At 35.1% G+C, this 26,969-nt stretch carries 20 protein-coding genes, 2 tRNA genes and 3 riboswitches; of the genes, 12 read left to right on the forward strand and 10 right to left on the reverse strand.

What is annotated here, in order from left to right; translation table 11 throughout:
- Window positions 1–101: 101 nt before the first annotated feature.
- Window positions 102–308, reverse strand: a riboswitch (cobalamin riboswitch).
- A 139-nt stretch (window positions 309–447) separates the two neighbouring features.
- Window positions 448–2,601 (reverse strand): TonB-dependent receptor plug domain-containing protein, encoded by a 2,154-nt coding sequence (locus DF185_RS16140; protein WP_110361794.1) that lies wholly within the window; start codon window positions 2,599–2,601, stop codon window positions 448–450.
- A gap of 17 nt (window positions 2,602–2,618) precedes the next feature.
- Here DF185_RS16140 and DF185_RS23625 point away from each other — a divergent pair, with 17 nt between their 5' ends.
- On the forward strand, window positions 2,619–2,768 hold the full coding sequence (locus DF185_RS23625) for a hypothetical protein (RefSeq protein WP_165836051.1): 150 nt from the start codon (window positions 2,619–2,621) through the stop codon (window positions 2,766–2,768).
- Window positions 2,763–2,971: riboswitch (cobalamin riboswitch) on the reverse strand. It overlaps the preceding gene by 6 nt.
- 62 nt (window positions 2,972–3,033) lie before the next feature.
- Here the strand turns inward: DF185_RS23625 and DF185_RS16145 are convergent.
- The 4 genes from DF185_RS16145 to DF185_RS16160 form a co-directional block, all read right to left on the reverse strand.
- Complete coding sequence (locus DF185_RS16145; protein WP_133250059.1) at window positions 3,034–4,080, reverse strand: ABC transporter ATP-binding protein; 1,047 nt, start codon at window positions 4,078–4,080, stop codon at window positions 3,034–3,036.
- A complete protein-coding gene (locus tag DF185_RS16150) occupies window positions 4,073–5,125 on the reverse strand; it encodes an iron chelate uptake ABC transporter family permease subunit (protein WP_110361796.1) in 1,053 nt (350 codons plus the stop codon). The genes DF185_RS16145 and DF185_RS16150 overlap by 8 nt, the downstream gene beginning before the upstream one ends.
- 7 nt (window positions 5,126–5,132) lie before the next feature.
- Window positions 5,133–6,317: an ABC transporter substrate-binding protein gene (locus DF185_RS16155; protein ID WP_133250060.1), complete on the reverse strand. Its 1,185-nt coding sequence runs from the start codon at window positions 6,315–6,317 to the stop codon at window positions 5,133–5,135.
- Between the two features lie 88 nt (window positions 6,318–6,405).
- Window positions 6,406–6,542, reverse strand: a riboswitch (cobalamin riboswitch).
- Window positions 6,543–6,663: 121 nt separating this feature from the next.
- Window positions 6,664–7,023 (reverse strand): group I truncated hemoglobin, encoded by a 360-nt coding sequence (locus DF185_RS16160; RefSeq protein ID WP_110361798.1) that lies wholly within the window; start codon window positions 7,021–7,023, stop codon window positions 6,664–6,666.
- A 138-nt stretch (window positions 7,024–7,161) separates the two neighbouring features.
- On the opposite strand from DF185_RS16160, the gene DF185_RS16165 reads away from it, so the two are divergent.
- On the forward strand, window positions 7,162–7,689 hold the full coding sequence (locus DF185_RS16165) for a hypothetical protein (protein WP_110361799.1): 528 nt from the start codon (window positions 7,162–7,164) through the stop codon (window positions 7,687–7,689).
- A 25-nt stretch (window positions 7,690–7,714) separates the two neighbouring features.
- On the opposite strand, the gene DF185_RS16170 is transcribed toward DF185_RS16165, so the two are convergent.
- A complete protein-coding gene (locus DF185_RS16170) occupies window positions 7,715–8,713 on the reverse strand; it encodes an apurinic/apyrimidinic endonuclease family protein (protein WP_110361800.1) in 999 nt (332 codons plus the stop codon).
- Window positions 8,714–9,681: 968 nt separating this feature from the next.
- Here DF185_RS16170 and DF185_RS16175 point away from each other — a divergent pair.
- A complete protein-coding gene (locus tag DF185_RS16175) occupies window positions 9,682–10,281 on the forward strand; it encodes a T9SS type A sorting domain-containing protein (protein ID WP_110361801.1) in 600 nt (199 codons plus the stop codon).
- A gap of 128 nt (window positions 10,282–10,409) precedes the next feature.
- Here DF185_RS16175 and DF185_RS16180 read toward each other — a convergent pair whose 3' ends face one another.
- Both DF185_RS16180 and DF185_RS16185 read right to left on the reverse strand, forming a co-directional pair.
- Entirely contained in the window at window positions 10,410–11,240 is an 831-nt protein-coding gene (locus DF185_RS16180) for a thioredoxin family protein (RefSeq protein ID WP_110361802.1), read from the reverse strand.
- 104 nt (window positions 11,241–11,344) lie between these two features.
- Window positions 11,345–12,112 (reverse strand): hypothetical protein, encoded by a 768-nt coding sequence (locus DF185_RS16185; RefSeq protein WP_110361803.1) that lies wholly within the window; start codon window positions 12,110–12,112, stop codon window positions 11,345–11,347.
- A 634-nt stretch (window positions 12,113–12,746) separates the two neighbouring features.
- Between DF185_RS16185 and DF185_RS16190 the strand changes: the two genes are divergently transcribed.
- The 7 genes from DF185_RS16190 to DF185_RS16215 all read left to right on the forward strand — a co-directional run bounded on the left by DF185_RS16190 (window position 12,747) and on the right by DF185_RS16215 (window position 21,203).
- The gene (locus tag DF185_RS16190) at window positions 12,747–13,052 is read left to right on the forward strand and encodes a hypothetical protein (protein ID WP_110361804.1); all 306 of its coding nucleotides are present in this window, start codon (window positions 12,747–12,749) and stop codon (window positions 13,050–13,052) included.
- A gap of 438 nt (window positions 13,053–13,490) precedes the next feature.
- Window positions 13,491–14,150, forward strand: a complete 660-nt coding sequence (locus DF185_RS16195; RefSeq protein WP_110361805.1) for an acetyltransferase — start codon at window positions 13,491–13,493, stop codon at window positions 14,148–14,150.
- A 136-nt stretch (window positions 14,151–14,286) separates the two neighbouring features.
- On the forward strand, window positions 14,287–14,709 hold the full coding sequence (locus DF185_RS23500; RefSeq protein WP_133250061.1) for a hypothetical protein: 423 nt from the start codon (window positions 14,287–14,289) through the stop codon (window positions 14,707–14,709).
- A gap of 234 nt (window positions 14,710–14,943) precedes the next feature.
- Entirely contained in the window at window positions 14,944–15,186 is a 243-nt protein-coding gene (locus DF185_RS16200; RefSeq protein ID WP_133250062.1) for a hypothetical protein, read from the forward strand.
- A gap of 175 nt (window positions 15,187–15,361) precedes the next feature.
- The gene (locus DF185_RS16205) at window positions 15,362–16,900 is read left to right on the forward strand and encodes an efflux RND transporter periplasmic adaptor subunit (RefSeq protein ID WP_110361807.1); all 1,539 of its coding nucleotides are present in this window, start codon (window positions 15,362–15,364) and stop codon (window positions 16,898–16,900) included.
- A gap of 42 nt (window positions 16,901–16,942) precedes the next feature.
- Complete coding sequence (locus tag DF185_RS16210; protein WP_110361808.1) at window positions 16,943–20,035, forward strand: efflux RND transporter permease subunit; 3,093 nt, start codon at window positions 16,943–16,945, stop codon at window positions 20,033–20,035.
- A complete protein-coding gene (locus tag DF185_RS16215) occupies window positions 20,028–21,203 on the forward strand; it encodes a TolC family protein (protein ID WP_110361809.1) in 1,176 nt (391 codons plus the stop codon). The genes DF185_RS16210 and DF185_RS16215 overlap by 8 nt, the downstream gene beginning before the upstream one ends.
- 411 nt (window positions 21,204–21,614) lie before the next feature.
- Here DF185_RS16215 and DF185_RS16220 read toward each other — a convergent pair whose 3' ends face one another.
- Entirely contained in the window at window positions 21,615–23,711 is a 2,097-nt protein-coding gene (locus tag DF185_RS16220) for an LruC domain-containing protein (RefSeq protein ID WP_110361810.1), read from the reverse strand.
- Window positions 23,712–23,858: 147 nt separating this feature from the next.
- On the reverse strand, window positions 23,859–26,336 hold the full coding sequence (locus tag DF185_RS16225) for an AsmA-like C-terminal region-containing protein (protein WP_110361811.1): 2,478 nt from the start codon (window positions 26,334–26,336) through the stop codon (window positions 23,859–23,861).
- Window positions 26,337–26,588: 252 nt separating this feature from the next.
- Here DF185_RS16225 and DF185_RS16230 point away from each other — a divergent pair.
- Window positions 26,589–26,665: transfer RNA gene (locus DF185_RS16230), tRNA-Arg, on the forward strand.
- Between the two features lie 224 nt (window positions 26,666–26,889).
- A tRNA-Arg gene (locus tag DF185_RS16235) sits at window positions 26,890–26,966 on the forward strand.
- The last annotated feature ends 3 nt before the right edge of the window (window positions 26,967–26,969 follow it).

A 26,969-nucleotide genomic window follows, 5' to 3' on the forward strand; every position in this document is an offset into this window, starting at 1 on the left:
ACTTCATCTTATTGGTTTGATAACGAAGAAAACATTGGGATAACAACAGTCAGAGCAACTAAAACCTATCGTTTTCCAAACACCTTCTCCGAATGTTTTGAAAAATTGTATGCAGATTGGCAGGTCTTCTGGCTTGCTCAACTTTTATCAACCTTCCCATCCCCATTTGTGGACAGTGGTATCGCAGAATAAAAGCTTTTTATTTGAGCTTACAGCTACGGGAACAGCTCCGGATTTAAACCGGATTCCCTTTTCATCTCAATTTGTTAAGAAACAAATGTACGAGAACCAAATGCGTTGCAAATGTATGAAAAAAGACCAATAAATCCACTATTAAAAAACCATTTTAAAACATGCTGTTTATCAGACATTAACAAAATATTCACTTATACTAAAAAGGGAATCTATTAAGATAGACTCCCCTTGTTTTGTCGTAAATGTTATATCTTAAAACTGATATGAAAATTTTGCCATAAATGCTCTTCCTGGCATATTATATCCATCTTTCTCTGTATAGTTTTCATCCAATAAGTTTGAAATTGATAATCCAACAGTGTAATGCTCATTAAAAGAATAGCTGGCTGAGTAATCAAATACATAAGAAACCGGGTGACGTAACAATTCTTCATCAACTAAATCAGGACGCACCTCTTTCCCATTAAATACAATTGGCTCTTTGGTAATATTTGGCCAATTGGAATAATCAGCAAGGTACATGTAATTATTCTCGTATCTGTGGCCAATATATCTACCATTCAATCTTGTTGAAAAGCCTTTAAGATTATCGAACTCAACCCCAAATGAAGCTGTGTTATCGCGAACAAACCTCATTCCACCTTCCAGCGGATTTCCCTGCGCATCAGCATACTTCACTGTTGCATCAATCAGGTGAGTATAATTCAAATACAAACGCAAGGAATAATCATAGTCTTTTAATGCACCAAAATCATAAGAAGCGCTTAATTCCAATCCATCCATGTCTGCACTTTGCGCATTAATATAGGTTGTACTGTAATCAGGCAAATAACTTCTGATAATCTTATCCTTATGATGTGTATTAAAGTAGGTAATATCTAAATTGATGCCTTTTCTATAGCTATTGTAAGATAATCCCAAATCTATTGTTTTGGATGTTTCTGGATTCAAATCCGGGTTTCCTACTGTGGTTGATGTGCCTCGAGTATATCTTCCTGCAACTTGATATGCTTTGGGTGCTAAAAATGCATCTCCATAACTGGCATGTGCCGATAAACCTTCCAACATCTCATATTTAACTCCAACATTACTTGTTAATTCCCAATAATCTTCACTGCTTTTATCATTTCCCAGCAAATTATCAGCTTCCAATTTAAACTTGATGTGATCTCCTCTTGCTCCAAGCATCAAATTCAACTTGTCATTTAATAATTTGAATTGCAATTGCGCATAAAGCCCTGTGGCGATATTATTATAATCTGGTTGATAAGGAGCTTCAACATTGCCGCTGGTATCGAAGTTGGTACTTTCGTATTTTTCGGTTTTATTATCTAAACCAAATGCAAGATTGTGCTTTCCTATTTGGTAAGAATCTGTCAGTTGGAATCCATAGTTTTTGTAAACACTTTCAAAATCGCCGTATCCATCAGATCCAACATCAATCGTTTTATTCTCCTCGTTTGAATAGAATGGAGAAAACTTGATGTTATGATTTCTGATTTTACCTACTACATCAAAACCAGTTGTAAAACGTTCGATATCCTTTGAATCCATTCCTTCACTATGCCAGAAGTTACCAGGAGTTTCGATATCATCACCTTTATAGTATCCTCCGTTCAGGTTAATCTTCCAATCTTCTGCCAGTGTGATTCCCAATCGAGTATTCAAATTGTAGGTAGTGAATTTCGTATTCTCCATTCTTCCGTCATAAGTACTTTCATCCAAAATTGATTTTGCATACTTCTCGTCATACAGGTTGCGATCACCAGTTTTGTAATCTTTCCCTTGATTGTTAAATGCAAATCCCAAATCAAAATCTACAGCTTCAGAAACAGAGCCTCCCAATCCTACATTTAACTTTGAGGTTTTAAAGCTCCCATACTCAGTATCAATTCTTCCACTTAACTCACCTGTACTATTTTTGGTTACAATATTCACAACACCAGCCATAGCTGCAGATCCATATTGAGCAGAAAAAGGACCTTTCAATATTTCTACTCTTTCTACATTCTGTAAATTAATACTTGCAATATTTTCCGTTCCAGCTGGTTTTCCATCCACTAAAATTACGGTATACTTTACACTCGGCGAGGGTGTAAAACCACGCATACTAACCGTTGCCTGTACTCCTGGATATTGCAAAATATCAATCGATGCTGATCTTTTTAACAAGCCCGCCACATCAACAGCTGGTGAGGCTTCAATGGTTCTTTGAGTAATTACCTCAATTTTTTGAGGTAAATCTTTAAGCTTTGCATTCACTCTGGAAGCATTAATTTCTACTTCCTCCAGATTCAAATGCTTTACAACCTTTTTGTCATCGGTTGGATTTGGAACTTCTTCAGCTTTTACCACTGGGTTAAATAATGATAGCAATGCAAAAGCAGTTAAAAATGTTCTTTTCATGTCTTTTTAAGAATAAAATGAAATTAGTTTTAACCAATGCAGACAGGGGAGTTAAAAGAAAATATCACAACAATCTATTATTGATCAGTTATGGCAGACCTATCGAAAATAATAATGTTGGTTTTAAATTCATTCACTTGCTCTTTTTCCCGAAAGCAATGACTTAATTATTTGCAGTGGCAGGTCTTCTGACTTGTTCTACTTTTTGAGGCCTTCCCATCCCAAACAATTCAGAACAGTGGCAAGGAGTATTTCAAAAAGCTATATTAGAACTTACAGCTACGGGTATAGTTCCGGATTTTCACCGGATTCCCTTTTCATTTCACTTCTGATAATAGAGAAGTAAAAAACCAAATGCAGCGCAAATGTATATAAATTTTCGCTACAACTTTCTTAAAAAGATCGTTTATGCAACATCTTTTTCTAGCCCAATTAATTCGTGTGTAAAGTTTCTTTTAGGCAGGTAATTAACTCCTGAATACTGCTACAACAGGTAACTTTTCCATTCTGATGAATTTCCCATTTCATGGTATCTTCCATTAATTTCACGCAACAGTCTCCTACTTGCTCGCAAGTAACCTGATATCCTTCACGAGACAAGGCACGCTGGGTCCAAAATCCCATTACATCATTACCCAAAAGTTGAATGGTTTGTTTTTTCTGGTAATTCATGATAAAATTACCGGTCTTTCTATCGAAATTGAAAGATTTATTTTGGAAAGTATCCTCAATACTGCCATTCAGCACCAAATCTTCAGGAGCTCCTACCTTTACAGGTTGATTTCTTGCCATCAGCCAAATTAAATCGGCAGCTTGTAAAGCCAAATCCAATTCATGAGTAGACATTAAAATGGCTTTATTGGTTTCTCTTGCCAAACGATGCAGCAAACGCATAATTTCAACACGATTTGGTAGATCGAGATGTGCTGTAGGCTCATCTAACATGATTAATGGAGTATCTTGTGCCAAAGCCTTTGCTATCATTACTCGCTGACGTTCACCATCACTCAACTGGTTGATGTAGTGATTTGCGTAATGCAATAATCCAACCTGTTCGAGAGCCCATTTTATTTTATCATTATCAGCATTAGATAACTTTCCCATCCATGAAGTGTATGGATGACGTCCCAAAGAAACAATATGATACACCGTAAGATTACCAACATTTATTCGTTCGGTTAGTACTATGCTTAACAGCTGTGCAATTTCCTTAAAGTTTCTATCTCGAATGGGAATTCCCTCCACCAAAGTACACCCATCTAATGGAGCTTGTATTCCGGCAATGGTTCTCATTAAAGTAGATTTACCTGCTCCATTAGGACCAAGCAAACAAACCATTTCGCCTTTACGAATGGTTAGGTTGATATCAGACAACAGACACAAAGTATCTTTTTTCGATTGTTTGTAACCAATTGCAAGATCTTTGGTAACCAATATATTTTGATGCTCTTTCTCCTCTTTCATACTTCCATTATCCACCAAAGGATGCTTTTACATTTCTACTTCTCATGATTACCCATATTACAACCGGCCCTCCAAATAAAGCAGTTACAGAATTAATCGGCAATGTATTTTGATTGCCTGGCAATTGAGAAAAAATATCACAGATTAGCATTATGGCTGCTCCAATGAGAACAACAGCTGGCATTAGCACTTTATGGCTTGCTGTTCTAAAAATGGATCGTGCAATATGTGGAACCGCAACACCAACAAAAGCAATCGGTCCTGTAAAGGCAGTTAATGTACCTGCAATTAAAGCTGTACTAATAATTACCGCGATTCTTGTTCTGTTTACCGATATACCCACTCCCCTGGCATAATTCTCTCCTAAAAGCAATGCATCCATTGGCTTTATCAGGAAAAATGCCAAAACTAAGCCAGTAAATACAATGGGACCCATAACCTGCATTTCAGTCCATGTTACACCAGCCAAAGAACCAAATGTCCAAACAATGAAACTCTGTATCTGTTCAGGTTCACTAAAATATTGTAAGATATTAACGATTGCTCCTGTAATGCTACCAAACATGATCCCTATAATCAATAAAGAAACGCTATCGGATATACGAATTGAAGCCAGTGCAACCAATAAAAACACAAGAGAAGCACCTGCAACAGCAGCAACTACTAAAGCCCAATTTCCCAGAATAGCAGAAACAGCTCCAAAAAAGGCCGGAACAATTGCCGAAGCCATTACCATTAAAGCAACACCTAAGCTGGCTCCTGAACTTATTCCCAAAACAAAAGGTCCTGCTAGTGGATTGCGAAACAATGTTTGCATCATTAATCCTGTTACCGATAATCCTGCACCCACCAAAATGGCTGTTAATGCTTTGGGTAATCTAAAATTAAGAACAATATAATTCCATGAAGTCTTTACCTCACTCCCCGACAATATTGCAAACACCTTCTCAAAAGGAATATTTACCGAACCGAAAATCAGATCAAGCAGCAATAAAGCAATGATAATAAGGCCTAGACCTCCAAATAAAATAGATACAATTTTACCTTTCTGAGAAATCATAGTTCTGTTAATTCAATTTCTGATAAAAATGCAATTCATAGTCTGGTAACAATTCTGGATGTAAAATTTTAATCACATCCTTAAATACCACATCAGGCTGCATAACACCGGATTCAAACCAATCATTAGCACCACTTTCCTTCATTCTTTTGGTATAACAATATACCTGCTTTGTTTTGTAGGAGTCAAACAATGTATATCTATCATCCAAATTCTCCAGATCTTTTATGGTGCGACACTGTCCCGGACCAAACCAAATATCGGCATCATGTTGTTTATCGAACACCGTTTCAAAACTTAAAGGCATGCTTCCGCTTGTACTATCCGAAAACCAACAGTAATCTGCCTTCCCATCTCTAAGAAATTGAGCAAGGTAAGATTGTCCTCCTGGCATGTACCAAGTGCCTTTAAAATTATATCCTGAAAGAATTGTAGGTTTATTCTTAACGGTAGTTACAATTGATTTTAAATCATTGTATCTTTTTTCAACCTCATCGAAATGCTGCTCGGCTTCAGCTTCTTTATTAAAAAAGGCAGCAATAAACTTTGCCCATTCGGCGCGAGCCAAAGGTGAAGCTTCCATCCATTCTATATTATAGGCAACAGGTAATCCGGCTTGCATTAACTTGGTTTCTCTATCGGTAATCTTCATAAAACCGGCCACCATCACCAAATCAGGATCGATTTCAACAATCTTTTCGAAATTTAAAGTTTCAGCATGACCCACAGCCTGAATTTTACCAGCTTTAGCTCTCTTGTCAATTTCCTCGTCGTAAATCCTATTCGGTAAAGAAACAGCTACAATTTTATCCTCTACACCTAAGAATTTTAAAATTCCGATTTGAGTGCTGGAAAGTGCTGCAATACTTTTTACAGGAACTTCAACAAATAAACCATCATTGGGAAGCTCACCCTCAAATTTTTCTCCCCTGTTTTTAAGGTAATACTTCTGAAAAACCTTGCCTTCGTTCCAAGGGTCCCAAACAATCAGCTCCTTTAAATTATTATCAAGAATATTGATTTCGAATCCCTTTGCATACTTCAGTTTTGTTTGATGATAAAAAGCCTTATCAGCAACACCGGATTCCGAATTTTGTGAAGTCTGCTTTTTTTGCTCTCCTGATTGACATGCAACAAAACCTAAAACAGTCAGAAGCAACACGTTTAGGCCGATCGTTTTTAATAAGTTCATTTCTTCCACAAATTATTGTGGGGAAGGATGATAAGAAAATACAATTCTCAAAATTATACTCTCGTTACTCAGTTCCCCGAAGTCACGAAATAGTTTCATTAATTAGGCAGGTATTCCGACTTAACTTTCTTAAGAAAGGATTACGGCTGCGGGGACAGTTCTGGTCTCTCACCAGATTCCCTTTTCATTCCTCTAAACTAGGAAACCCAATTGTTGCAAAGCTATGCAATATTTTGGAAATAAAAATAAGTTATAGAACAATTGAATATTGCTAGAATTCATAAAAAAAGAGATCAAATCATGGAGGATCTAATCTCTTTATAAAAATACTTTCAGTATGATTTTTTTAAACCGCCACAATTTCTTTCTTCATACTATAAAGAACGAAAAGAACTTCTTCTTTCTCTTTTTGCCCAACATTGTTCATTTCGAGCGCCTGCAATATGTCATCAATAACAGCATTAAATTCTACATCGCTAATATTCATTCCTTTGTGGGTGGTTAACATGTCCTTGCCCTCATAAACATTAGGACCACCGGTGCCCATAATAAAAAAGTTAGCTGCTGCTTTTTTTAATTCAGGAATGTTGCTCTTTGAATAACGCGTTGCAATAGCAGGATGTTTTAGATGTAAATCTAAGGCATCACTAGCTATTTTTGTAATTCCTTCACTACCTCCCAGTCTTTCGTAAAGTGATAACTCCATTTTTAAATCCTCCTAATTATAAAATAAACAAGAATTTACGGAGAATTACCTGCAATGTCAATTAATTAAACAAGCTAAAACTCAACGAAATCTAAAAAATAGTATCTTTCTCATTCTAAATAATTCAAACCAACAAGTATGAAAAAACTACTATTCGTATTGCTTTTTATTCCATTTATAGGAAATGCACAAGATCACCAGCTACCAGAACACTTCTCTTGTTTAGAATATTTTATGGGTAATTGGGAAAGTGAAACAACTGGAAAAGCAGGAAAAGGAATTGGAAAGCAATCTTTTGCTAAAGAAATGAATGGTCGATACATTACATTAAATGTTGAAACCAAGTTTGAACCAAGTGAAAAATATCCTGAAGGTGAATTACATATCGATAAAGGATACATTAGTTACGATGGATTTAGAAAGAAAATCATTTACCGCCAATTCAATATAGAAGGATATGTAAATCAATATGTATTAGACAATTCAAAAGAAGGTATATTTGTTTTTGAAACAGAGGCTGTAGAAAATGTTCCTAAAGGTTTTAGAGCAAGAATTACTTTTGAAATTGTGGATGAAAACACATTTAAAGAAGGTTTTGAATTGGCTGCTCCAGGAAAAGATTATTCGGGATGCATATATAATACGTGGACCCGCGTTAAAAAATAAAAAAAGGACACGCCTTGGCGTGTCCCTACAATAAATTATTTCGCTGTACTTCTAATTTGCTTGTAAACTCATCCATGTCTTTTGTGATGAATTCATGAACCACAATTTCAGGTTGTACTTCTGCTATAATTTCTTTCACTCGTTCGGTTTGAAAAGGCAAATGCTGATCGATTTGCAAAACATGATTACGAGCTACTGAATATTTTTCGCGATGACTTAGTGTTTCCCAGTCTTGTGGAAAGCCATTTTGCAACTGCTTTAACTGATACTCTCCCGACAAACTGCAATTTAGATGCAAACTTTTAATTTTGTCTTGCACATCTTTCGATAGTCTGGAAATTCTATCCAAAACAAAATCGATGGCTTCATCCTCGCAACGCAGCGCTGGATTGGTATTCATTAAATGCCCTGTATCCAACAAAACATTCCAATTGCTGAACTCTAATCTTCCTGCAAAATCATCTACCTCTGCTGGGAATAGTAAATCTAAACCTGGCCACCACAAGTTTTCAATTGCCAAAGTAACCGGAGGTTCGCCATCGGTGAATTCCTGAGCTGTACGATTTAGCATCTCTGCCAAGTTAGCACTAACCTCGGTGTTCTTATAAGTAAAATCGCGAGAAAAGGCATGATCTAACTCTACATGGGCAGCATGTATTACTGCATGTGCTGGATTAAGTAGACTTGCATGCTCCCACAACTTCTTTTGCGTTTGCACCATTTCAGATGCATTTTTCCCTCCGCAACAAAATTGTAAGTAATCATTGTCTACATCCGGGAAATAATATTTTGCGGCCTCCTCTCCTTTTCGCCAAACATCCAACCATGTTACCCAAAAAGGCAAATGAATTGATTTTACTACTTCCTTGGGAATTTCATCAGACGGCTGATCATATCCTATTAATAACTCTACTCCATCTAATTCTTGTGTATTGATATATTCTTTTAATCCCTCCCATTTGTTATCGAATCGATCTACATCGGAAGGATGAACTGAAAAGTCTATTAAGTTTTGGTAGTTCATAATACCATTTTAATTTTTAAACATCTATTAATATGATATGCGAATTATAGTTTGAAAGCTACTTATATGCCTTTTTCCTCAAGCCGGAAGGCTTTTACTTTCTCCATTGATGAGAAAGTAAACAAGGAATCTAGGGCGTGTAAGAACAATCTTCTTCTACTTGAAAACTTTAAGTGCGGAGGGGTGATCTTCGAACAAGTTCTCAGCTTCCCCTTCTTTCTAAAAGTTTTCTTCGTAAAGTAGCTTGTCCTTCCAATGCCCATCAAGCACAAAATCTTATTATGCAGACTTCCTTTTGTCTGTGCATAAAATTTGATTCGCATATTTGTAAAATTTTGCTTCAAAAATAGTTCAATACCAATCAGCAATCAAAAGGATTGATGAAATATATTCATCGATGAGTGGTATCAGCCTAAAATAGTAATCTGAGTTCGATTAAAAATATGGTTTAATAATGGAATTATTGTAGGCAATTAAATGAATCATACTATTAGCTTTACTTTGCTCAAGCCGCATGGCTTTCACTTTCTGCATTGATCTGAAAGTAACATCTACTATAAATCAAATAGAGCCTAAAATATTCTTCAAAAAGAATCGAAAATGAAATTTTAATGATTCAAATGAGCATTTTTAAAGCTGGGTTTTCTGTCAATTTTGATCACTTTTTTCGGAGCTCAGTCGAAAAAATGACGTTTTGCCCCTTTTTCGAAAATTCCGTAAACGTTATCATAAACATACGAAACATCCAAATCATGTTAATAATGACAAAATTCTTTATTAAATCTATGTAACGCAAACAATTTCGGGAGTTTCCGCAACCGTTATAAGTTCACTTTTTTGTTATTTCTGCACTTTTCTAGGATTTTATTTAGATCATTTCTACGAATAATACATAGATTTACAATATCAGCATGAGAGAAAAAACAACAGCTGATTTATTTAACTTTTAATTATAAATTTTAATTACAATGAGAACAAAAAATGTAAATCTTAAAGGAATCGTATTGGGAGCATTACTATTCTTAGGCGCTAGTTCAGCTTTTGCCACTGGTAACATTAAAATCAATCCATATTTGGATACAGATTTATCTATCGTTTCTATCATCAACCCTACTGAATCGACATTAAAAATGAAGATCTACGATAGAGAAGGAAACTTATACTACTCGAAAAAAGTAAACAGCGCAACTACCGATCAGAAGCTATTTGACTTTTCTTACTTGGAAGATGGTTTATACAAGATTGTATTAATCGGTACAGAAGAAAAAGTTGAAAAAGAATTCGTTATTGAAGGAAACAAACTTAAAGTTGAAGATAACATTGAAGTTGCTGAAAAAACTTTTTTCAGATCTGAAAACAACGACTTATTTGTAAGTTACCTGGCGTTTGAGAACAAGACCTTCAACCTATCAATTACTGATGCATTAGGCAATGAAGTTTTCGAAGAGTCTTATACATCAGCACCAACTTTTTCAAAGAAGTTTAATGTTACAGCTTTACCTGAAGGAGAATACAAAGTACGTTTAGTTTCGAACAACAAAGAATACAACTATGCCTTCAGAAAGTAATGACCAATGTGGGTCGTGTGACCAGATGATTCTAATGAATCACAATTTTTTAATAAGTGTATCCCTTTCATGTTAGAGATACACTTATTTTTTGCTCATTAATATTTTCAAATACACTTTCTGCAAATCTACTGCAACTGCTTTCTTTCCGTTGCTATAAAATCATAATACGGCAATTGGTAGTCTTTAATTTTTGCATATTGCTCTTTGGCATTATCAACTTGCTCCAAAGACAGATAAATTCTAGCCAATAAGGCTGCTTTCAAATTTTCATTCTCTTTGTTGCTAGGTTTACAAGAATTCAAAACTTTCAAAGCCTTCTTTCCACTTTTATTTAAGCATGATAATATCTGTACTTTTTGGGTTAAATCCTGATTCTTCGATTTTTTTAATAATTTTTCAGCCTGCTTAAAACACATTCGGCTCTTGTATTTAAGAGGTTTTGCTGCCGTACTTTCAGCCATAGTACTTTTTTCCTGGTAACACATTGCCAAGCTTACTGCCTTATCAACATTATCATTGTCGTTCTCGAATTCCTCTGTAGACTTATAAAGATCTTCTAACGAAAAACTGTAAGCATTAAGCAAATTTTCCATCTGCTTTAACGATTGATATCCTGTAATCGACTCGAATTCATTTTTCCATGCATCAGTAATAAATATCTTAGGGATAGCTTTTACCATAAAATCCGGGTTTGAAAAACCATTACTTAAATCCAGTTTTACAAACACATATTTTGCAGCGTATGCCTCCATATCTTCTTTTTCCCAAACATCATCATCCATCTTTAAACACGGACCGCACCAAGTGGCCCAACAATCAACTACTATTAATTTGTTTTGTTCTTTAGCAATCACCTTCGCATCTTCAAAAGAATCCATCCATTGAATTTGACCGTTTGCAATAAAACCTACTAACAGGCAAATCGAAATCAAGCTTAATTTTTTTAATTGTCTCATTTGTTTTGTGATTTAGTTAATTGATTGATTCTGCTTTCACAAACAGAATAAGAAAGAGACCTTAAACCGAATTAAAGTCTCTCACATATTTTTTTGAATTTTATTTACGACTCAACATTTTCTATTTGAGGTTCTTCTTTTTCTTTGGCTGGCTCAGTTACAACCGGAGGAGCAATTACAACTGGTTTCTTCTTTACTGGGATGTTTCGTACTTTTTTAATGATATGGGTAAACATGTACTCTTCAGCTTTCTGCTTATCATGAGCCATAACAACCTTTCCTTTTCTCGAAATGTCTGCTAACATTTTCCAAAGTACATCAAATTCTCCTGCATTATTGGCAACATGCTCTTTGCGTTCCCTTAATTTATTCTCTTGCAACAGATTTTTCTCATAAATGGCATTGGTCTCATTTTTAATTTCAAGACCGAACTCTTCCTTGTAGCCTTCCGCTTTAAGTTGCTCTAGGTTTTTGGCAATATTCTGCTCAATTACTTTTTGTTGAGCACAATAAGCTTCTACATTTCTTTTTCTTAAATCTTTTTTGGCTTCACGAATGCCAAAATCAGCATACTTAACCACAAGAGATTTGTTTGCAGACTGCACATAGCTTGCCAATCTGTCAAGTTTAGGAAGCATATCGTCTAAACTCTGATACAATTCGCTCGTTATGGTTTTAATTTCCCCGGTTAGGGATTGGGTGGTAGTTAAATCCTGTACTTTGTGAATTTGCGCACTAACAGAAGCAATGAATTCATCGTTGTATTTTGGTGAAAATTCTTCAAATTTCGCTCTATCACGTTGAAATAAGCTCAACATTAGATCGCCTACAACTGGTAATTCTTCTCTTCTAAATTTAAAATAACTTGGCATGACTTTTTTTGTTTGATTATTATTATTTAGTTGGTTAAACAATTCTTTCCTTTTAAACTTGTTTCATCCTCCTCCTTAATAAATCTCAACTCCACAATTCAATTTCCTGCTTATTCATTCATTCCTTCTACTTACACGTTCATTCTTCCTACTTACGCATTCATTCTTGTTACTTTTTCATTCATTCTTCCTACTTACGCATTCATTCCTTCTACTTTCTCGTTCATTCTTCCTACTTACACATTCATTCCTTCTACTTTCTCGTTCATTCTTCTTACTTACGTATTCATTCTTGTTACTTTTTCATTCATTCTTTCTACTTTCCGCAGTTTTACTGAAAAAACAAAAAATTTCTTTAAGATTAATACAAATCTTGATGCATTTAACGCATCATTTTTTATTATGCAACACACCAATTTAGCACTTTTATATTTATATGTCAAGCTTTTAGGTTGATTTTAATTATATTTTCATTGCCGTTCCTCCATATAAGAACGCTTCTCAAAGAGAAATGAGTTAAAACTTTTTTAACAAATCTGTTTTTTTGCTGAGCTTGCAAAACACACAAATAACAGATATATTCACGCTTCGTTAAACAACGGGGAAATTATTATTTATTAAATAGATCAGAAAAATGAAAAAACTATTATTTGCAATCGCAATCTGCGGATTCGTACTAAGCTCTTGTGGTAACAAAACCAAAACTGCTAACGCTGAAGAAAAAGCTTGTTGTTCAAAAGAAAAAACTGAAGCAAGTGCAGATCTTGAAAAAGGATGTGCTAATGGATGTACTCACGGAGCAAAAACTGAGTGTGCTTCTAAATGTTCTTCAGAGGCAACTGCTGAAAAGAAGTGTTCTGGAGAATGTGACCACCACAAAGCAGAAGCAAAAACAGAATGTAAAGGTGATTGCAAAAAAGAATGTAGCAAAGAATCATAAGCTTACATACACGAAAAAATGAAAAGGTCGCAGAAGAGTCTGCGGCCTTTTTTTAAGCCATAGAGTTACGGTACGCTGTACCTTTGTATCTGTTAAATCATCTATCTACAAATATTATGGTGCTCCGCACCGAGCTAATGTTCAATCCATATTCTCTTGAATAGCAGCAGAGCTGCGTAATCTTTATAGTTTGAGTATTAAAATGTTTGCCTAGGTGCAGAGCACCGCCACTTTTATTACTGTTGTGTTTACCTATATTAACCATGATTTTTTATGTACGCTTTTCCAAGTACCTATTCCGAATCGCACAAAAACAAATTTGCTTTGCATTGTGATATTCAGTAATTTAAATAGGGTAACAAAATAATCTACAATATTCACAAACTATTGTATGTTATCACAAATTATCTGAATCATTCACCTAAAACAATTTCCACCATGGCTAAAGTTATTATTTTCGGAATACTAGATACTGCCGAATTGGCTCATTGGTATCTAGAGAACGACAGCGAGCACGATGTAGTTGCCTTCACAGTAAATCAAGAATATTTAAAAGAAGATACCTTCAAAGGACTGCCAGTGGTTGCTTTCGAGAATTTGGAAGATAAATATCCGCCAAGCCAATTTAAATTGTTTGCACCTATGACAGGCCGGAACATGAATCAGTTACGAGAAAAGGTATACCTGGCAGGAAAAGAAAAAGGCTATGAATACATTTCATACATCAGTTCAAAGGCAACGGTATGTGGCAATGATATTGGTGAAAACTGTTTTATTCTTGAGGATAACACCTTACAACCTTTCACCAACATAGGCAATAACGTAGTTCTTTGGAGTGGCAATCACATAGGGCATCATGGAGAAATAAAAGATCATGTATTTTTTACATCGCATGTTGTAATGTCGGGACACTGCACCATAGAATCGCATTGTTTTTTTGGCGTTAATGCAACCATCCGCGATTATTCGCATTTGGCACAAGGTACTTTGCTTGCTATGGGTGCAAGCTTAACCAAACAAAAAACTGATGAGTGGGGAGTTTATGTAGGAAATCCGGCTAAGAAACTTGAAGGTAAAATTAGTCATGAGTTATATTAGCATCTAAATGATTTTATTTCAACCAAATCCATGAAGTGATTTTCATGGATTTTTTGTTAGAGAAATCATAATCATATGATATAGGTATTGTATTTCTATTTTTGATAATTTATATTTGTCCCAAACATTTTTGTAAATGAGGAATTTAAAAAATTATATTTTGTGCTTAGTGATGATAATGCCAATGTTGGTGTTGTTAGCGCATGATATCATTCCTCATAATCATCATCTACACCAGATTGATAATCATCATCATGTTTCGGTAATACAGGTTCATCATCATACACATGGACATGCGCATACCAACACACACCAACACAATGGTATTCATTGGAACCATTCTCATGAAGCAAATGCTGAAACATGTTGTATTCTAACTCATAACAGAGTTCAGAAAGATAATGTCTACAAGGTATTTTTACAATCGGACAACATTCAGTTGGATTGTGAAGAAACTCAAAAGCTTCAAAGCTTTAAATTACGCAATCAACAATTAACTCCAGAACCGCTCAGGTTCATTCCTCACAGGAGAGGTCCGCCCAATTCATTCTTAGCCTAAGACTGAAATTCAACAACTTATTTAAGTTGCATTGATATTATTGTACAATATTTTTTATATATTATAGTACAATAAAATCACATAAACATACGCATTGTATACATATCATTTATAACAAAAGTTGTAGAGATTTCACTTGGTATTCTATCGTGAATTGCCACGTGGCACCTACAACCTAACTCAAATTTCAATCCAATGAAAAAATTATTATTTGTCCTATCTATTTGTGGACTAGTGTTTACCTCATGTGGTAATGCAGGTAAAAAATCAGAGAAAAAAGAAGAAATCCATTCTCATGAAGGACATGATCACGAACACGGTCATGATCATGGAGATGGAACTCATACTCACTCTCATGATAATGATGCTCATCATCAAGAAGAATTTGATGTAGATAGCACCAAGCACGAAGAAGGCCACGATCATGACCATGGACATGACCACGATCACGACCATGATCACGGACACAAACATTAATCATTAATGCTGATTCGGAGAAAGTAAACTCCGAATCAGCTAATGAAATTTTGAGTTATAAATACAAGAAAGAGAAAAATGAAACGAACATGAATTTTAGCATTCTAAAATATACTTACTAGAATGGTTAAATTCATCGAGAGTTCCATCTAGCAAAAAAATAAAATTTAACCAGATGAAACGATATATATGGATAAGCTTAGCCTTATCATTTTTAATAGCATGTAAACCAAATAACAATTCGCATGGGCACGATCATGGAGGACATGCACATGGACCAGATACTCACGCTGCACATGGCGAAGAGGATCATTCAACAATGAGTCTAACCTTGTACAACGAGAATACGGAGTTATTCGTAGAGTTTCCAAAACTCATGTTGGATCATGTTTCAAAGTTTACAACACATTTAACCAACCTGAAAACCTACAAACCTTACACAGAAGGAAGTGTTAAAGTCATTTTAATGGTAAGAGGAAAAGGTTACTCAAGTACAGTAAATTCACCTGCCAGAGATGGTATTTTTTCACCTGCATTGATGCCTAAAAAACCAGGCTCAGCTACTTTGGTATTTGAAGTAAATTCGAAATATGGCAAAGAAAAGTTCGTTGCTAAAAACATTCCTGTCTATAAGGACCATGAAGAAGCAGATAATGCAGCTGATCAAGAATCATCAAGTGATAATGAAATTAGCTTTTTAAAAGAACAAGCCTGGAAAATTGATTTTGCAACTTCAACCGTTAAAAATTCAAGCTTCCAAAACATTATTAAAACAACCGGAACATTGCAACCGGCTGTAAATATGGAGAAACAAGTGGTTGCTAAAACCAGTGGTGTTGTTCATTTTAGTTCCACCGATATTGTTGCAGGTAAAACAATTGTGAAGAATACGCCATTATTTACCATTACTGGAAAAGAATTGGCTGGAAACAATTTATCTACCTTGTATACCGAAGCAAAACTGGAACTTGAAAAGACCAAAGCAGAATTTGATAGAGCAAGTACTTTGCGAGAAGATAAAATTGTTACAGAAAAAACATTTTTAGAGGCTAAATCGGCTTATGAAAATGCCAAGGTAAAATTCAACAGCATCAACAAAAACTACAATGCAAATGGACTTTCCATTCTATCTCCTGTAAACGGATTTGTTTGTAATGTTTATGTGAACGAAGGCCAATATGTTGAAAAAGGCACTGTACTTGCCAAAGTAGATCAAGGTTCTAAATTGATGCTGAAAGCTGTTGTTTACCAGAAGCATTTAAAAGAGCTCGCTCATATCAAATCAGCAAACTTTAAACTTCCTTATCGCGATAAGGTATTTAGCACCGAAGAGTTAAATGGCAGAATGATAGCTTATGGAAAAGATATCCATGAGGAAGATTACACAACACCATTGTTTTTCGAATTGGATTTAACTCCTGAACTATATTCAGGATCATTTGTGGAGGTTTACCTAAAATCTGAAAATGCCAAGAATGTATTGCATATAGAAAAGTCAGCAATTCTTGAGGATCAGGGCTTGAAGTATGTGTTTGTACAAACTGGAGGAGAAAGCTTTGAGAAAAGATTTATCACAATTGGTGCCGACAATGGTCGTGAGGTAGAAATCCTTAAAGGACTTCATGCGGGAGAAAGAGTGGTGAGCGAAGGTGCTTATTTTGTGAAACTTGCTTCTCTTGCAGGATCATTACCAGCTCATTCTCACGAACATTAGAAAGCTAGTTCAAACTGATTTAAGAATTTAAAACGATACATTGTGTTAAATAAAATCATACAATATGCATTGCACAATCGCATTCTTGTGATGTTTGTTTCTGCCTTACTCATTATTGGAGGTAGTTACACCACACTAAATATGGATGTAGATGTGTTTCCGGATTTAACAGCACCTACAGTAGTTGTTATGACCGAGGCTCATGGTATGGCGCCGGAAGAAGTAGAAAAGCTTGTTACTTTTCCTATAGAAACAGCCGTAAATGGAGCCACTGATGTTAGAAGATTACGCTCATCTTCATCAGCAGGATTCTCGATTGTTTGGATTGAGTTTGAATGGGGAACTGATATTTACAATGCCAGACAAATTGTTAGTGAGAAACTAATGCCTTTGTCGGAGATGTTACCCGAAGGTGCGGGTAACCCAACTCTTGCACCTCAATCCTCAATTATGGGAGAAGTATTAATGGTTGGTCTTCAATCGGACAATGTTGATCCTATGGAGTTGAGAACCATTGCCGACTGGACCATAAGGCCACATTTGCTTGCCATTAATGGCGTTGCTCAGGTTGTTGTGATTGGTGGTGAATACAAACAATATCAGATTCTTGCCAATCCTCAAAAAATGAGATACTACAATGTAAGTATCGATGAGTTGATGAAAGCGGCTGAAGCAACAAATCAAAATTCAGCTGGGGGATTTATTAACGAGTATGGAAATCAATACAACATTAGGGGAATTGCGAGAACTTCTGATTTTGAAGAACTAGGTAATTCGGTTGTTAAAATGTACAAGAATGTTCCCATTCGAATTAGCGACATTGCTGAAGTTAAAGCTGCAGCTGCTCCAAAAATTGGATTGGGAACCATTAATGCCAAGCAGTCGGTTTTGCTAACCGTTAAAAAACAACCTGGTGTTAATACATTAAAACTAACCGAAAAACTTGATGCTTCGATAGAGGAATTGACAAAATCTCTTCCTGAAGGTGTAAATGTAAATACACACATTTTCCGTCAAGCGGATTTTATCAATTCATCCATTGGTAATGTACAAAAAGCTTTATTGGAAGGATCTGTTTTTGTAATTGTGATTCTTTTCCTGTTCTTGATGAATTACAGAACAACAATGATTTCTTTGTTGGCGATTCCTATTTCCTTATTGGTAACAGTAATTACCCTTAAGTTTTTAGGAATTACTATTAATACCATGACACTTGGAGGGATGGCGATTGCCATTGGTGATTTGGTAGATGATGCCATTATCGATGTGGAAAATGTTTACAAGCGATTGAGACAAAATCATCTTCTGCCAAAAGAAGAACGTAAAAATCCTTTAATAGTAGTTTACGATGCTTCTTGCGAGATTCGTTCATCCATCATTAATGCAACCTTTATTATCATTGCTGCATTTTTACCTCTTTTCTTCCTTAGCGGAATGGAAGGACGAATGCTACAACCTCTTGGTATCGCATTTATCGTTGCCTTATTTGCTTCTTTGATTGTAGCCATAACACTAACTCCTGTTTTGTGTAGTTTTATGCTTACAAGCGATAAAATGCTCGACAAAAAAAGTAAAGAGAGTTGGTTGGTGTCTCGCTTAAATAAAGGATATGAGAGTTCTCTTCAAAGAGCACTAAATCATAAAAAGTTGATATTAAGTGGAGCTGGAATTTTGTTTATAGCTTCTATCATTACTTTAACAAACCTTGGGCGTAACTTCCTGCCTGATTTTAATGAAGGATCTTTAACGATTACTGCCATTACCAAACCAGGAATTTCTCTTGAGGAATCAAATAAAGTTAAGGTATTGGCGGAAGAAGCACTTTTAACCATTCCTGAAGTTCGTTTGACAGCAAGACGAACTGGTCGCTCAGAATTAGACGAGCACTCATTTGGTGTAAATACCTCTGAAATTGAAGTTCCTTTTACTTTAACCGATCGCAACAAATCGGAATTTCTACAAGAAGTTCGCGAGAAGTTGAATCAAATCCAGGGCGTAAACTTTGCCATTGGTCAACCTTTAGGCCATAGAATTGATCACATACTATCGGGTACAAAAGCCAATATTGCAATAAAGATGTTCGGTGATGATTTGAATCTGATGTTTCAAACTGCAAATCAAATTAAAGCATCTATTTCTCCTATTGATGGCGTTGTAGATGTAAACGTTGAACAGCAGGTAGAAATTCCTCAGGTAAGAATTAAACCTAGAAGAGATATGCTGGCAAAGTATGGCATTTCTATTACCCAGTTTTCGGAGTTTATTCATGTAGCTTTTGGTGGCGCTAAGGTTTCTGATGTGTTTGAAGGAATCAGGGCTTTCGATTTGGTTGTGAAATACAACGAAGAGAATCGCGGAAGCATTGAAGCCATAAGAAATGCACTAATCGATACCTGGGATGGAAAGAAAGTACCATTCAGTTATGTGGCAGATATTCAATCTTTGTCAGGACCTAATACAATCAGCAGGGAAAATGTACAACGTAAGCTGGTTGTTTCGGCTAATGTTGCCGATAGAGATTTAAGTGGTATTGTAGCTGACATTCAAAAGAGTGTTGATGAAAACATTAAACTACCAGAAGGATACCGCATTGAATATGGAGGGCAATTCGAAAGTGAAGCAAAAGCATCAAGAGTTTTAATGATTGCTTCAATTTTCAGTTTGTTGATAATCTTCCTACTATTATTTCAGGAGTTTAGAAGTTCCCAATTGGCTGGAATTATCATGCTAAACCTTCCTTTGGCACTAATTGGTGGAGTATTTACTATTTTCTTTACTTCAGGCATGTTAAGTATTCCTGCTATTATTGGTTTCATTACTTTATTTGGTATTGCAACCAGAAATGGAATTCTTCTGATATCCAATTATCAGAGCTTAAAAGATAAAGGCTTACAACTGAAAGAGATCATTTTAAATGGATCGGTGAACCGATTAAGTCCAATTCTAATGACGGCATTAACAGCTGCCTTGGCCTTAATTCCAATGGCTTTGGCAAGCGATCAGCCTGGAAATGAAATTCAAAGTCCAATGGCTGTTGTGATATTGGGTGGTCTACTTACCTCTACCCTACTGAATATCTATGTTATTCCGATCGTTTATTTGGTGTTAAACAAGAAAAAACAAGAAGATGAATAGAGTTATATTCGTAATCATGATATCAATTCTGGGCCTTTCCACAAAGGCTCAGAATACTGTTCAGGATGTACTTTCTGCAATTGAGAAAAACAATCCTGTATTGAAAGCAAATAAACAGTTTTTTGAAGCGCAGAATCTTGGTTTTAAATCACAAACCAATTTGGCTAATCCAGAACTGGAATGGGAAAAAAGCTTTTCATCTGAAGAAGGAAAGCCATATGAAATTTTGTTGAGTCAAAGCTTTGATTTTCCAACTAGTTATCTTTACAAGAATCAGATCAAAAAGGCACAAATTGCTAATACGGAGAATTACAAAGCAAAATCGAGACAGGACATCTTGTTGGAAGCAAAATTACTTTGCATCAATCTGATTTATTACAACAAGCAAAAAGCCGAACTCGAATCCAGATTGATCAGCTCTGAAAGCTTAGATGACTTGTTCCAAAAAAGATTAGCAGAAGGTGATGCAACCATTCTTGAAGCCAATAAAATTAAGATGCTTCGTTTGAATACCGCAAATCAGCTAAAAATGATCAATACTAAGGTATCAAACCTTTCTGATGACCTCACCAAGCTAAATGGTGGTAAGCAAATTGAATTTAAATTGCTCGAATATCCTTTGATGAGTATTAATCAGGAAATGAAAGATTTGTTAACCCAATCCTTAAGTGCAGATCCACAATTAAAGCTTTTAAGTACAAAGGAGGAAATCTCTGCAAAAGAGACTTCACTTGTAAAAACAAATTCGCTACCAAAGTTTAGCATTGGATATCGCTATTTAAATTCGGATGTCATGCAGCAAGCCAATGGAATAAAACTTGGACTTAGCATTCCATTGTGGGAAAATAAGAATAAAGTTAAAAGGGCGAGGTTGTTAGAACAATTTAGTAGAGAAGAGTATTTAATTGGTAAAATGGAGCTGGAAAATAAATTTTTGAAACTTTTTCGAAACTTTTTGAACCTCGAGGAAAGTTTGAAAGAGTATGAAGCAATTTTTAATGAAAAAGATTACGACACTCTTTTGCAAAAGGCTTTAACACATGGAGAAATATCAAGTATTGAGTACCTTACAGAAAACATTTACTATTACGAAAGTGTTGACACTTACCTTGAAATTGAGCATGAATATTACAAAACCATGTCGGAATTATTGAAATTTCGCCTATAATATTATTTGGAATGAATTAAAATACCACTTTTTTTAGAACCTTTTGGAAACATACGGCGTAGAACATGCAAAACGATTTCCGTTTTTAAGGTTTAAAGTGAATAGATAGAAGAGGATGGAGTGGTTACCATCCTCTTTTGTATTTTACCCCTCTCCAATTATGCCTCTTTTTACAGTTCTTATCAATATGATTTCTAATCCATTTGATAATACTTTGTTTAATTTTTTTTAATCTTTTTATTGTTCTGTTTTAAATTTATTCATATATTGCCAACGAATTTTCCATGGAAAGTTCAGGTTTTAAAGTGAATATGAAAAAGGACGGAGTGGTTGCCGTCCTTTTTTATTGCACTAAAATCATAAAAAAAGAGACCCGATACAGGCCTCTTTAAATTACTATTTACTTTAAGACTATTTAGAATAAATATTGCTCGAATTTCTGTATCCACTCTCATTCATATACCAATCTTTATTTTGTTCTCCTTTACTAGTAGCCCAAGTATCAAAATGATTGTAAGCATTAAGAATACTCTTCTTTTCAATAGGATAATCGAATGCTACAGGTAAATTAATCGCCCAAGGTAGGAAATGATCGGAAATGTAATATTTATCTGCATCTACATTAGAGTCGTCATCATAAGTCCCAAGTCGAGATATATCAGCCAAATCAGTTGGTGCATTATTTGGTAAGTGAATTTCCTTATCCCTATTTTGATTAACTATAATAAATGGATTATATGGAGGAGTTCCAAAGTCATCGAAGTTAATTGGTTCTGTTAATTTTACAACCAAATCCATTGTTTCTGGCTCAGAATAAGGAGCAGAAGGAGTTACATTGACACCAAAACCACCACCAGGGAATTCAGTTATATTATATGGATTGTCGAAACAAATAATTGTTGCCTTTGATTGGCCATTCTCCGTTCCATTTGACGCAATACTTAAAAAATCCTCTGTTATCTCCTGTCCTGTGACCGAGTTTATTAAATTAGGCTGAATATTTAAAGAAAAACCAAATGCATTTTTAAAAGATGCCCCAACTGCTCTAACTTGTAATTTAGCTTGTAGCTCTACCACATTGTTATCTGAATTGGTTATTTGATTAAAGTTATAAGCAACTACCAAATCATTAAAGTCATAATCTCCTTTACTTGGCCAAAGATCTTCGAATGCTAAAGTTCCAAACTCACCTTCTGCCACATAAAAGTTATTAAATGCTTTGGTTGGATCTTCTGGATAATCGTCAAAATTATCATTCACGCCATCCTGATCAGTATCTATAGGAGTATCTATTGGCTGATAATCATCGGTTTTTACAGCGGTAAATGGACTAACCGTTGTATAAAAAATCGCATCGTTAAAATCATTGTCACATGAGGATGAATTTCTGGCAATATCTTCAAAACCTAAAACCAACAACTCTCTTGCTTCGTCATAAAGTAATACATTGTGTTTTTGCAGATCTTCGTTATTCTCAATATTAAGATTGATATTTGAATAATGAACATATGAGCCATTACCTATACTACTCGAATTTCTATTCCATCCATTCGCTATCAAAAACCATCCCACAGTTCTATTGGCAGGAAATACCGAGGTATATTCATTGTTTTCTTTATCCAAATACAGAAGTTGAACCTTGTTTCCAGATTTCAAAACACTTTCCTCATAAGAAACGTTTGGATAGATAATCGTTAAGTCTTCAATATCATTTACAGATTGAGGAGGATTATCATTTGGATAAGTGTAATACCCTAAAGAATTTTTCCAACCTGCTCCTTCGTGCACAAAGGTTACCCATACTTCCGCATCATCAATTAAAACAACATTTGCATCATCGCTATTGGTTAAATATTGTGGATGCGTTTGGGTAAGAGGATTTCCTTCAGGCAAAGAGGCATTGATATCTCTTAAAAAATCGTCATCCAATACGTCGTTTTCAGCTTCTAAATAGTTTGGACTCCCATTATTTTGCCAAGAACCTAAAATATAATAGTTATTCACTTGCTCAACATTGGGAACCTCTGCAACTTTAATTCGAGATTCTACATTGCTTTTGGTTTGAGCATTTATTCCAATTTCCACATCCACCATTTCATCGGTTAATGCAACACCTGTTATTCTTGGTAAACCAACTTGGTAGCTTAAAATATAAAGACTATCCACACTTGCGGCAGGATTAACTTTACATTTTACTTCTCCATCATCGTTGCTTACTCCTTTGAATAATCTTATTTTCTCAGAGGAAGGTTTAACAATACCGGCATCATCCAAAGGATTGGAACTAAAAATTTCTAAATAAACACCTTCGAATGCCTTATTGTTTTGATTTGTGGTTAGAACATTCACGGTGTACTCTTTGACTGTTTTAAAATCAAAGTCGACATACTTACCGGTTTCTTCTGATGGATCAATAATATCATTTTTATCAGTATCCATGCATGAATTTAAACACATGCCTACACAAATGACAGCAATATACCATAAAGCTAATTTAGGTAGTTTCATAAGTCAATAGCAGTTTTATAAATATTAAACTAATAGTACTTAATTACGCTTATTGACTTTAAAAGTTTCTCATATGAAGCAAATTATGCCTCAAAAAAAGCGGATAATCGAAATGATTACCCGCTTTTATATCCAAAAAATTTATATCTACTTAAATAGTTTCCTAAGAAGATCTTTCCCTTTTTTCTCTAATTCCTTCTTAGCTTTTCTTTCCAGCTCTTTTGCAATTGCTTTTTGAGCCTGCTTAATTACCTTGCTTAAATCAGGTTTCACCACCGGATTATCAACTGTTCCTGTAATTTTAACTGCAACATCAAAAGCAGGCACATTTTCAAGACCTGGAACTTGGGCAAACATTTTATTAATATCACTACCCAAATCTTCTTTTGGCAATTTCATATCCATGGTAAAATCAAGCTTCCCATCTACCGATTGTGTTCCATATATGGTCGCAGGATTGCCTGCTACATTAGTCGTAAATGGCTTCACAAGCACATTCCCATTTGTGATTTCAAATTCCATATCGAATTGAGTAACCGAAATTCTTTTGTACTCATCGTTCTTTAAAGCTGCAGCCAATGCATCAAAAGCTTTATTTTCCTTAATCAAGATTTTACGAGAATGTAAAGATCCTTTACCATTTAAACTCGCTGGAATTGGATTCATCTCTGCATCAAGTAAACCAGTAATATTCATATCCGACGAAACCTTTCCTTCACAATTCATGGCTATTGGCATCATTTGCTTAATCATACTTAGTGAATGATATGCATTGTTGATGTCAAAATTATTGATATCCAAACCAAAATCGATTTCTGGTTTGGTCACATCAACAGTTTTGTACATTCCATTCATGGTCATGTTACCTTTAAGCATATTCATAGAAAGGTTGGTAAGTCTGGCTGATGCATTCTTTACCACAATTAATCCTTTCACATCCTTAATGTCCATGTTATCAAAACGAATGGTATTAAAGTTAGAGCTTAATCGTAAATCAAGATTTGCAGGAACCTCGATAACCGACAATGGAACTGTATCTGTCGAATTTTCAGCTTCCTCAGATTCTGTCATGAATTCGTTCAAATCCATCATTTTCGAACTCATATTAAAGTTGCCTTTAAGAACCTTACCTTTCATTGCATAAGGAATGTAATTCTCTATTTTTCCCTTCAACTGAACATCTGATTTTCCAATTCTGGAATCGAAAGAGTTAAGACTAATGTAACGTGGAGTAAAGTCAAGAACTGATTTTATAATTTTAACCCCTTGAGGAAAATCAGGTGTTGTAAATACAAAATCATTCAAAACAACACTTCCTTTTGCCATAAATTTCTCAAACTCCTCTTTCTCAATTACTGAATAACGCCCTTTAAAAACCACATCTGAATTTACCATCCCAGCAATTTTTACGCTGTCCATAGGAATGGCATGCTTAATCTTTTCAAAATCAACAATTCCTTTAAAGAAGCCACTTAAAAGAGGATCAGTCATTGGATTTTTGACATGTAATTCTGCATCAAAAGGATTGTTAGCTACCTCAAAATGGAATTTGTTTACATCCGTTGTAAGCAAATCCAATTCACCACCCGGATGATTTACTTGAGCATCAATTTGAATATTCTGAACTGACTCTGGTAAATCAGCATATTTTAAACTCGCTTTGCCTATCTTCAATTTGGCTCCAAAAGCAGGATATGATTCTTCTTTGAATTCGCCTTTTGCAAAAGCATTTAGTTCAAATTCTCCTGAGGTTTCCAGACCTTCCAAATCAGATTTAAATACGTCAGGAACCATGGCCAACAAGGATTTGAAATCTGTCTTCTCAGCATTTAATTTAAGATCCATACTATATCCATCCTCAAGCATGCCAAGCTGACCATCAATACCAAAATGCAGATCATTAATTCCTAGTTGGTTTTTCATGAATTTAAAGACCATATTTTCCAAATCCGCTGCAAGATCAGCAGTTAAATTCATATTTGCATTGTTCAAGTACCTTGCTCCTTCAAAATCGAAGCTAATGCCTGTTAAAGTAGTTGCTACATTTAAATTGGTTTCTTTAGCAGAGAAATCACCACTTAGATTTAAATCCAGGTCATTCACCGCGAAAGTAGCTTTCAGAGTGGCATCGTCATATAACAATCTGAAATTCTCTATTCTAACCTCATCAAAAATTACTTTAAAATCAGAAGCTTCTCCAGATTCTTCCTCCACAACTTCTTCGCCTGTTGTCTTTACAATGTCCCAATTGGCCTTTCCTGTTTCTAAAACTTTCGCATTCACTTTCGAATCTGCCAAAACAATCGCACCAACTTTAATCTGCGAGCCTGATAAAGCTGAAGATAAATCTACAGCAGTATAGAGTCTACCTACAAAAGCCAATGTATCAGATGCAAATTCATTTTTACCCACTACACTTACATTTTGCAATTCAATGTAAAGATTAGGGAAGTTTTTAAGCATAGATAGAGACAAATCTCCAATTTCTACTTTTGCATCAACAGTGTTATCAATTTCAGCTTTTACCTTTTCAAATATCTGATCTTTAAAAAAGTAAGGCAGTATAATTAATAGCGCTAAAAGGAAAACTACAATTCCTCCAAAAATTTTAAGAAACTTCTTCATTGTTAAAAGTCAATTTGGTTTTACATAACAAAAATAGAAAATACTTAGAGAATTACATCAACTGATGATTTTAAATTCCAGTAAATGTAAAATTAATTTTTTTCGATTGATCTTTTCCTTCTATCTGAAAGATTTATAGTTTTTTAAGATTTAACGAGGGATCTGGAAGATATTTTTTCCAAAAAAAAGATAAAAAACACTTGCATTACATTTCTAATTTTCCCTATATTTGCAGCGCCTTTAAGGAAAAACGGACGCGTAGCATAACTGGATAGTGCACCACATTACGGCTGTGGAGGTTGGGGGTTCGACTCCCTCCGTGTTCACCAGAAGAGACTCATCAAACTAAGATGAGTCTTTTTTTATGCAATAAATTTAGGGCAAATCAGAGCTAAAAAATCAGAAATGGGATCATATTCCAATATCAAATAAATATTGAAAATTTAAATGCCTGATTGTAAAACAAAAAAGACATTTTTTCGTATTTTTTACTAGAAAGGCTTGCAATCATCAGGTAATTTTCCTTATATTTGCACCGCCTTTTTAAGGAAACGGACGCGTAGCATAACTGGATAGTGCACCACATTACGGCTGTGGAGGTTGGGGGTTCGACTCCCTCCGTGTTCACCAGAA

Origin of the sequence: Marinifilum breve (assembly GCF_003202155.1) — a bacterium.
Lineage (GTDB): Bacteria > Bacteroidota > Bacteroidia > Bacteroidales > Marinifilaceae > Marinifilum > Marinifilum breve.

What these genes read in the sequence shown, in the direction of transcription:
- DF185_RS16225 (WP_110361811.1), bottom strand. Translation starts at nt 26,336, where the DNA reads ATGAAGAAGTTTCTTAAAATTTTTGGAGGAATTGTAGTTTTCCTTTTA.
- DF185_RS16220 (WP_110361810.1), bottom strand. Translation starts at nt 23,711, where the DNA reads ATGAAACTACCTAAATTAGCTTTATGGTATATTGCTGTCATTTGTGTA.
- DF185_RS16155 (WP_133250060.1), bottom strand. Translation starts at nt 6,317, where the DNA reads ATGAACTTATTAAAAACGATCGGCCTAAACGTGTTGCTTCTGACTGTT.
- DF185_RS16160 (WP_110361798.1), bottom strand. Translation starts at nt 7,023, where the DNA reads ATGGAGTTATCACTTTACGAAAGACTGGGAGGTAGTGAAGGAATTACA.
- DF185_RS23625 (WP_165836051.1), top strand. Translation starts at nt 2,619, where the DNA reads ATGAAATTAGTTTTAACCAATGCAGACAGGGGAGTTAAAAGAAAATAT.
- DF185_RS16215 (WP_110361809.1), top strand. Translation starts at nt 20,028, where the DNA reads ATGAATAGAGTTATATTCGTAATCATGATATCAATTCTGGGCCTTTCC.
- DF185_RS16180 (WP_110361802.1), bottom strand. Translation starts at nt 11,240, where the DNA reads ATGAGACAATTAAAAAAATTAAGCTTGATTTCGATTTGCCTGTTAGTA.
- DF185_RS16190 (WP_110361804.1), top strand. Translation starts at nt 12,747, where the DNA reads ATGAAAAAACTATTATTTGCAATCGCAATCTGCGGATTCGTACTAAGC.
- DF185_RS23500 (WP_133250061.1), top strand. Translation starts at nt 14,287, where the DNA reads ATGAGGAATTTAAAAAATTATATTTTGTGCTTAGTGATGATAATGCCA.
- DF185_RS16150 (WP_110361796.1), bottom strand. Translation starts at nt 5,125, where the DNA reads ATGATTTCTCAGAAAGGTAAAATTGTATCTATTTTATTTGGAGGTCTA.
- DF185_RS16175 (WP_110361801.1), top strand. Translation starts at nt 9,682, where the DNA reads ATGAGAACAAAAAATGTAAATCTTAAAGGAATCGTATTGGGAGCATTA.
- DF185_RS16140 (WP_110361794.1), bottom strand. Translation starts at nt 2,601, where the DNA reads ATGAAAAGAACATTTTTAACTGCTTTTGCATTGCTATCATTATTTAAC.
- DF185_RS16185 (WP_110361803.1), bottom strand. Translation starts at nt 12,112, where the DNA reads ATGCCAAGTTATTTTAAATTTAGAAGAGAAGAATTACCAGTTGTAGGC.
- DF185_RS16205 (WP_110361807.1), top strand. Translation starts at nt 15,362, where the DNA reads ATGAAACGATATATATGGATAAGCTTAGCCTTATCATTTTTAATAGCA.
- DF185_RS16170 (WP_110361800.1), bottom strand. Translation starts at nt 8,713, where the DNA reads ATGAACTACCAAAACTTAATAGACTTTTCAGTTCATCCTTCCGATGTA.
- DF185_RS16165 (WP_110361799.1), top strand. Translation starts at nt 7,162, where the DNA reads ATGAAAAAACTACTATTCGTATTGCTTTTTATTCCATTTATAGGAAAT.
- DF185_RS16195 (WP_110361805.1), top strand. Translation starts at nt 13,491, where the DNA reads ATGGCTAAAGTTATTATTTTCGGAATACTAGATACTGCCGAATTGGCT.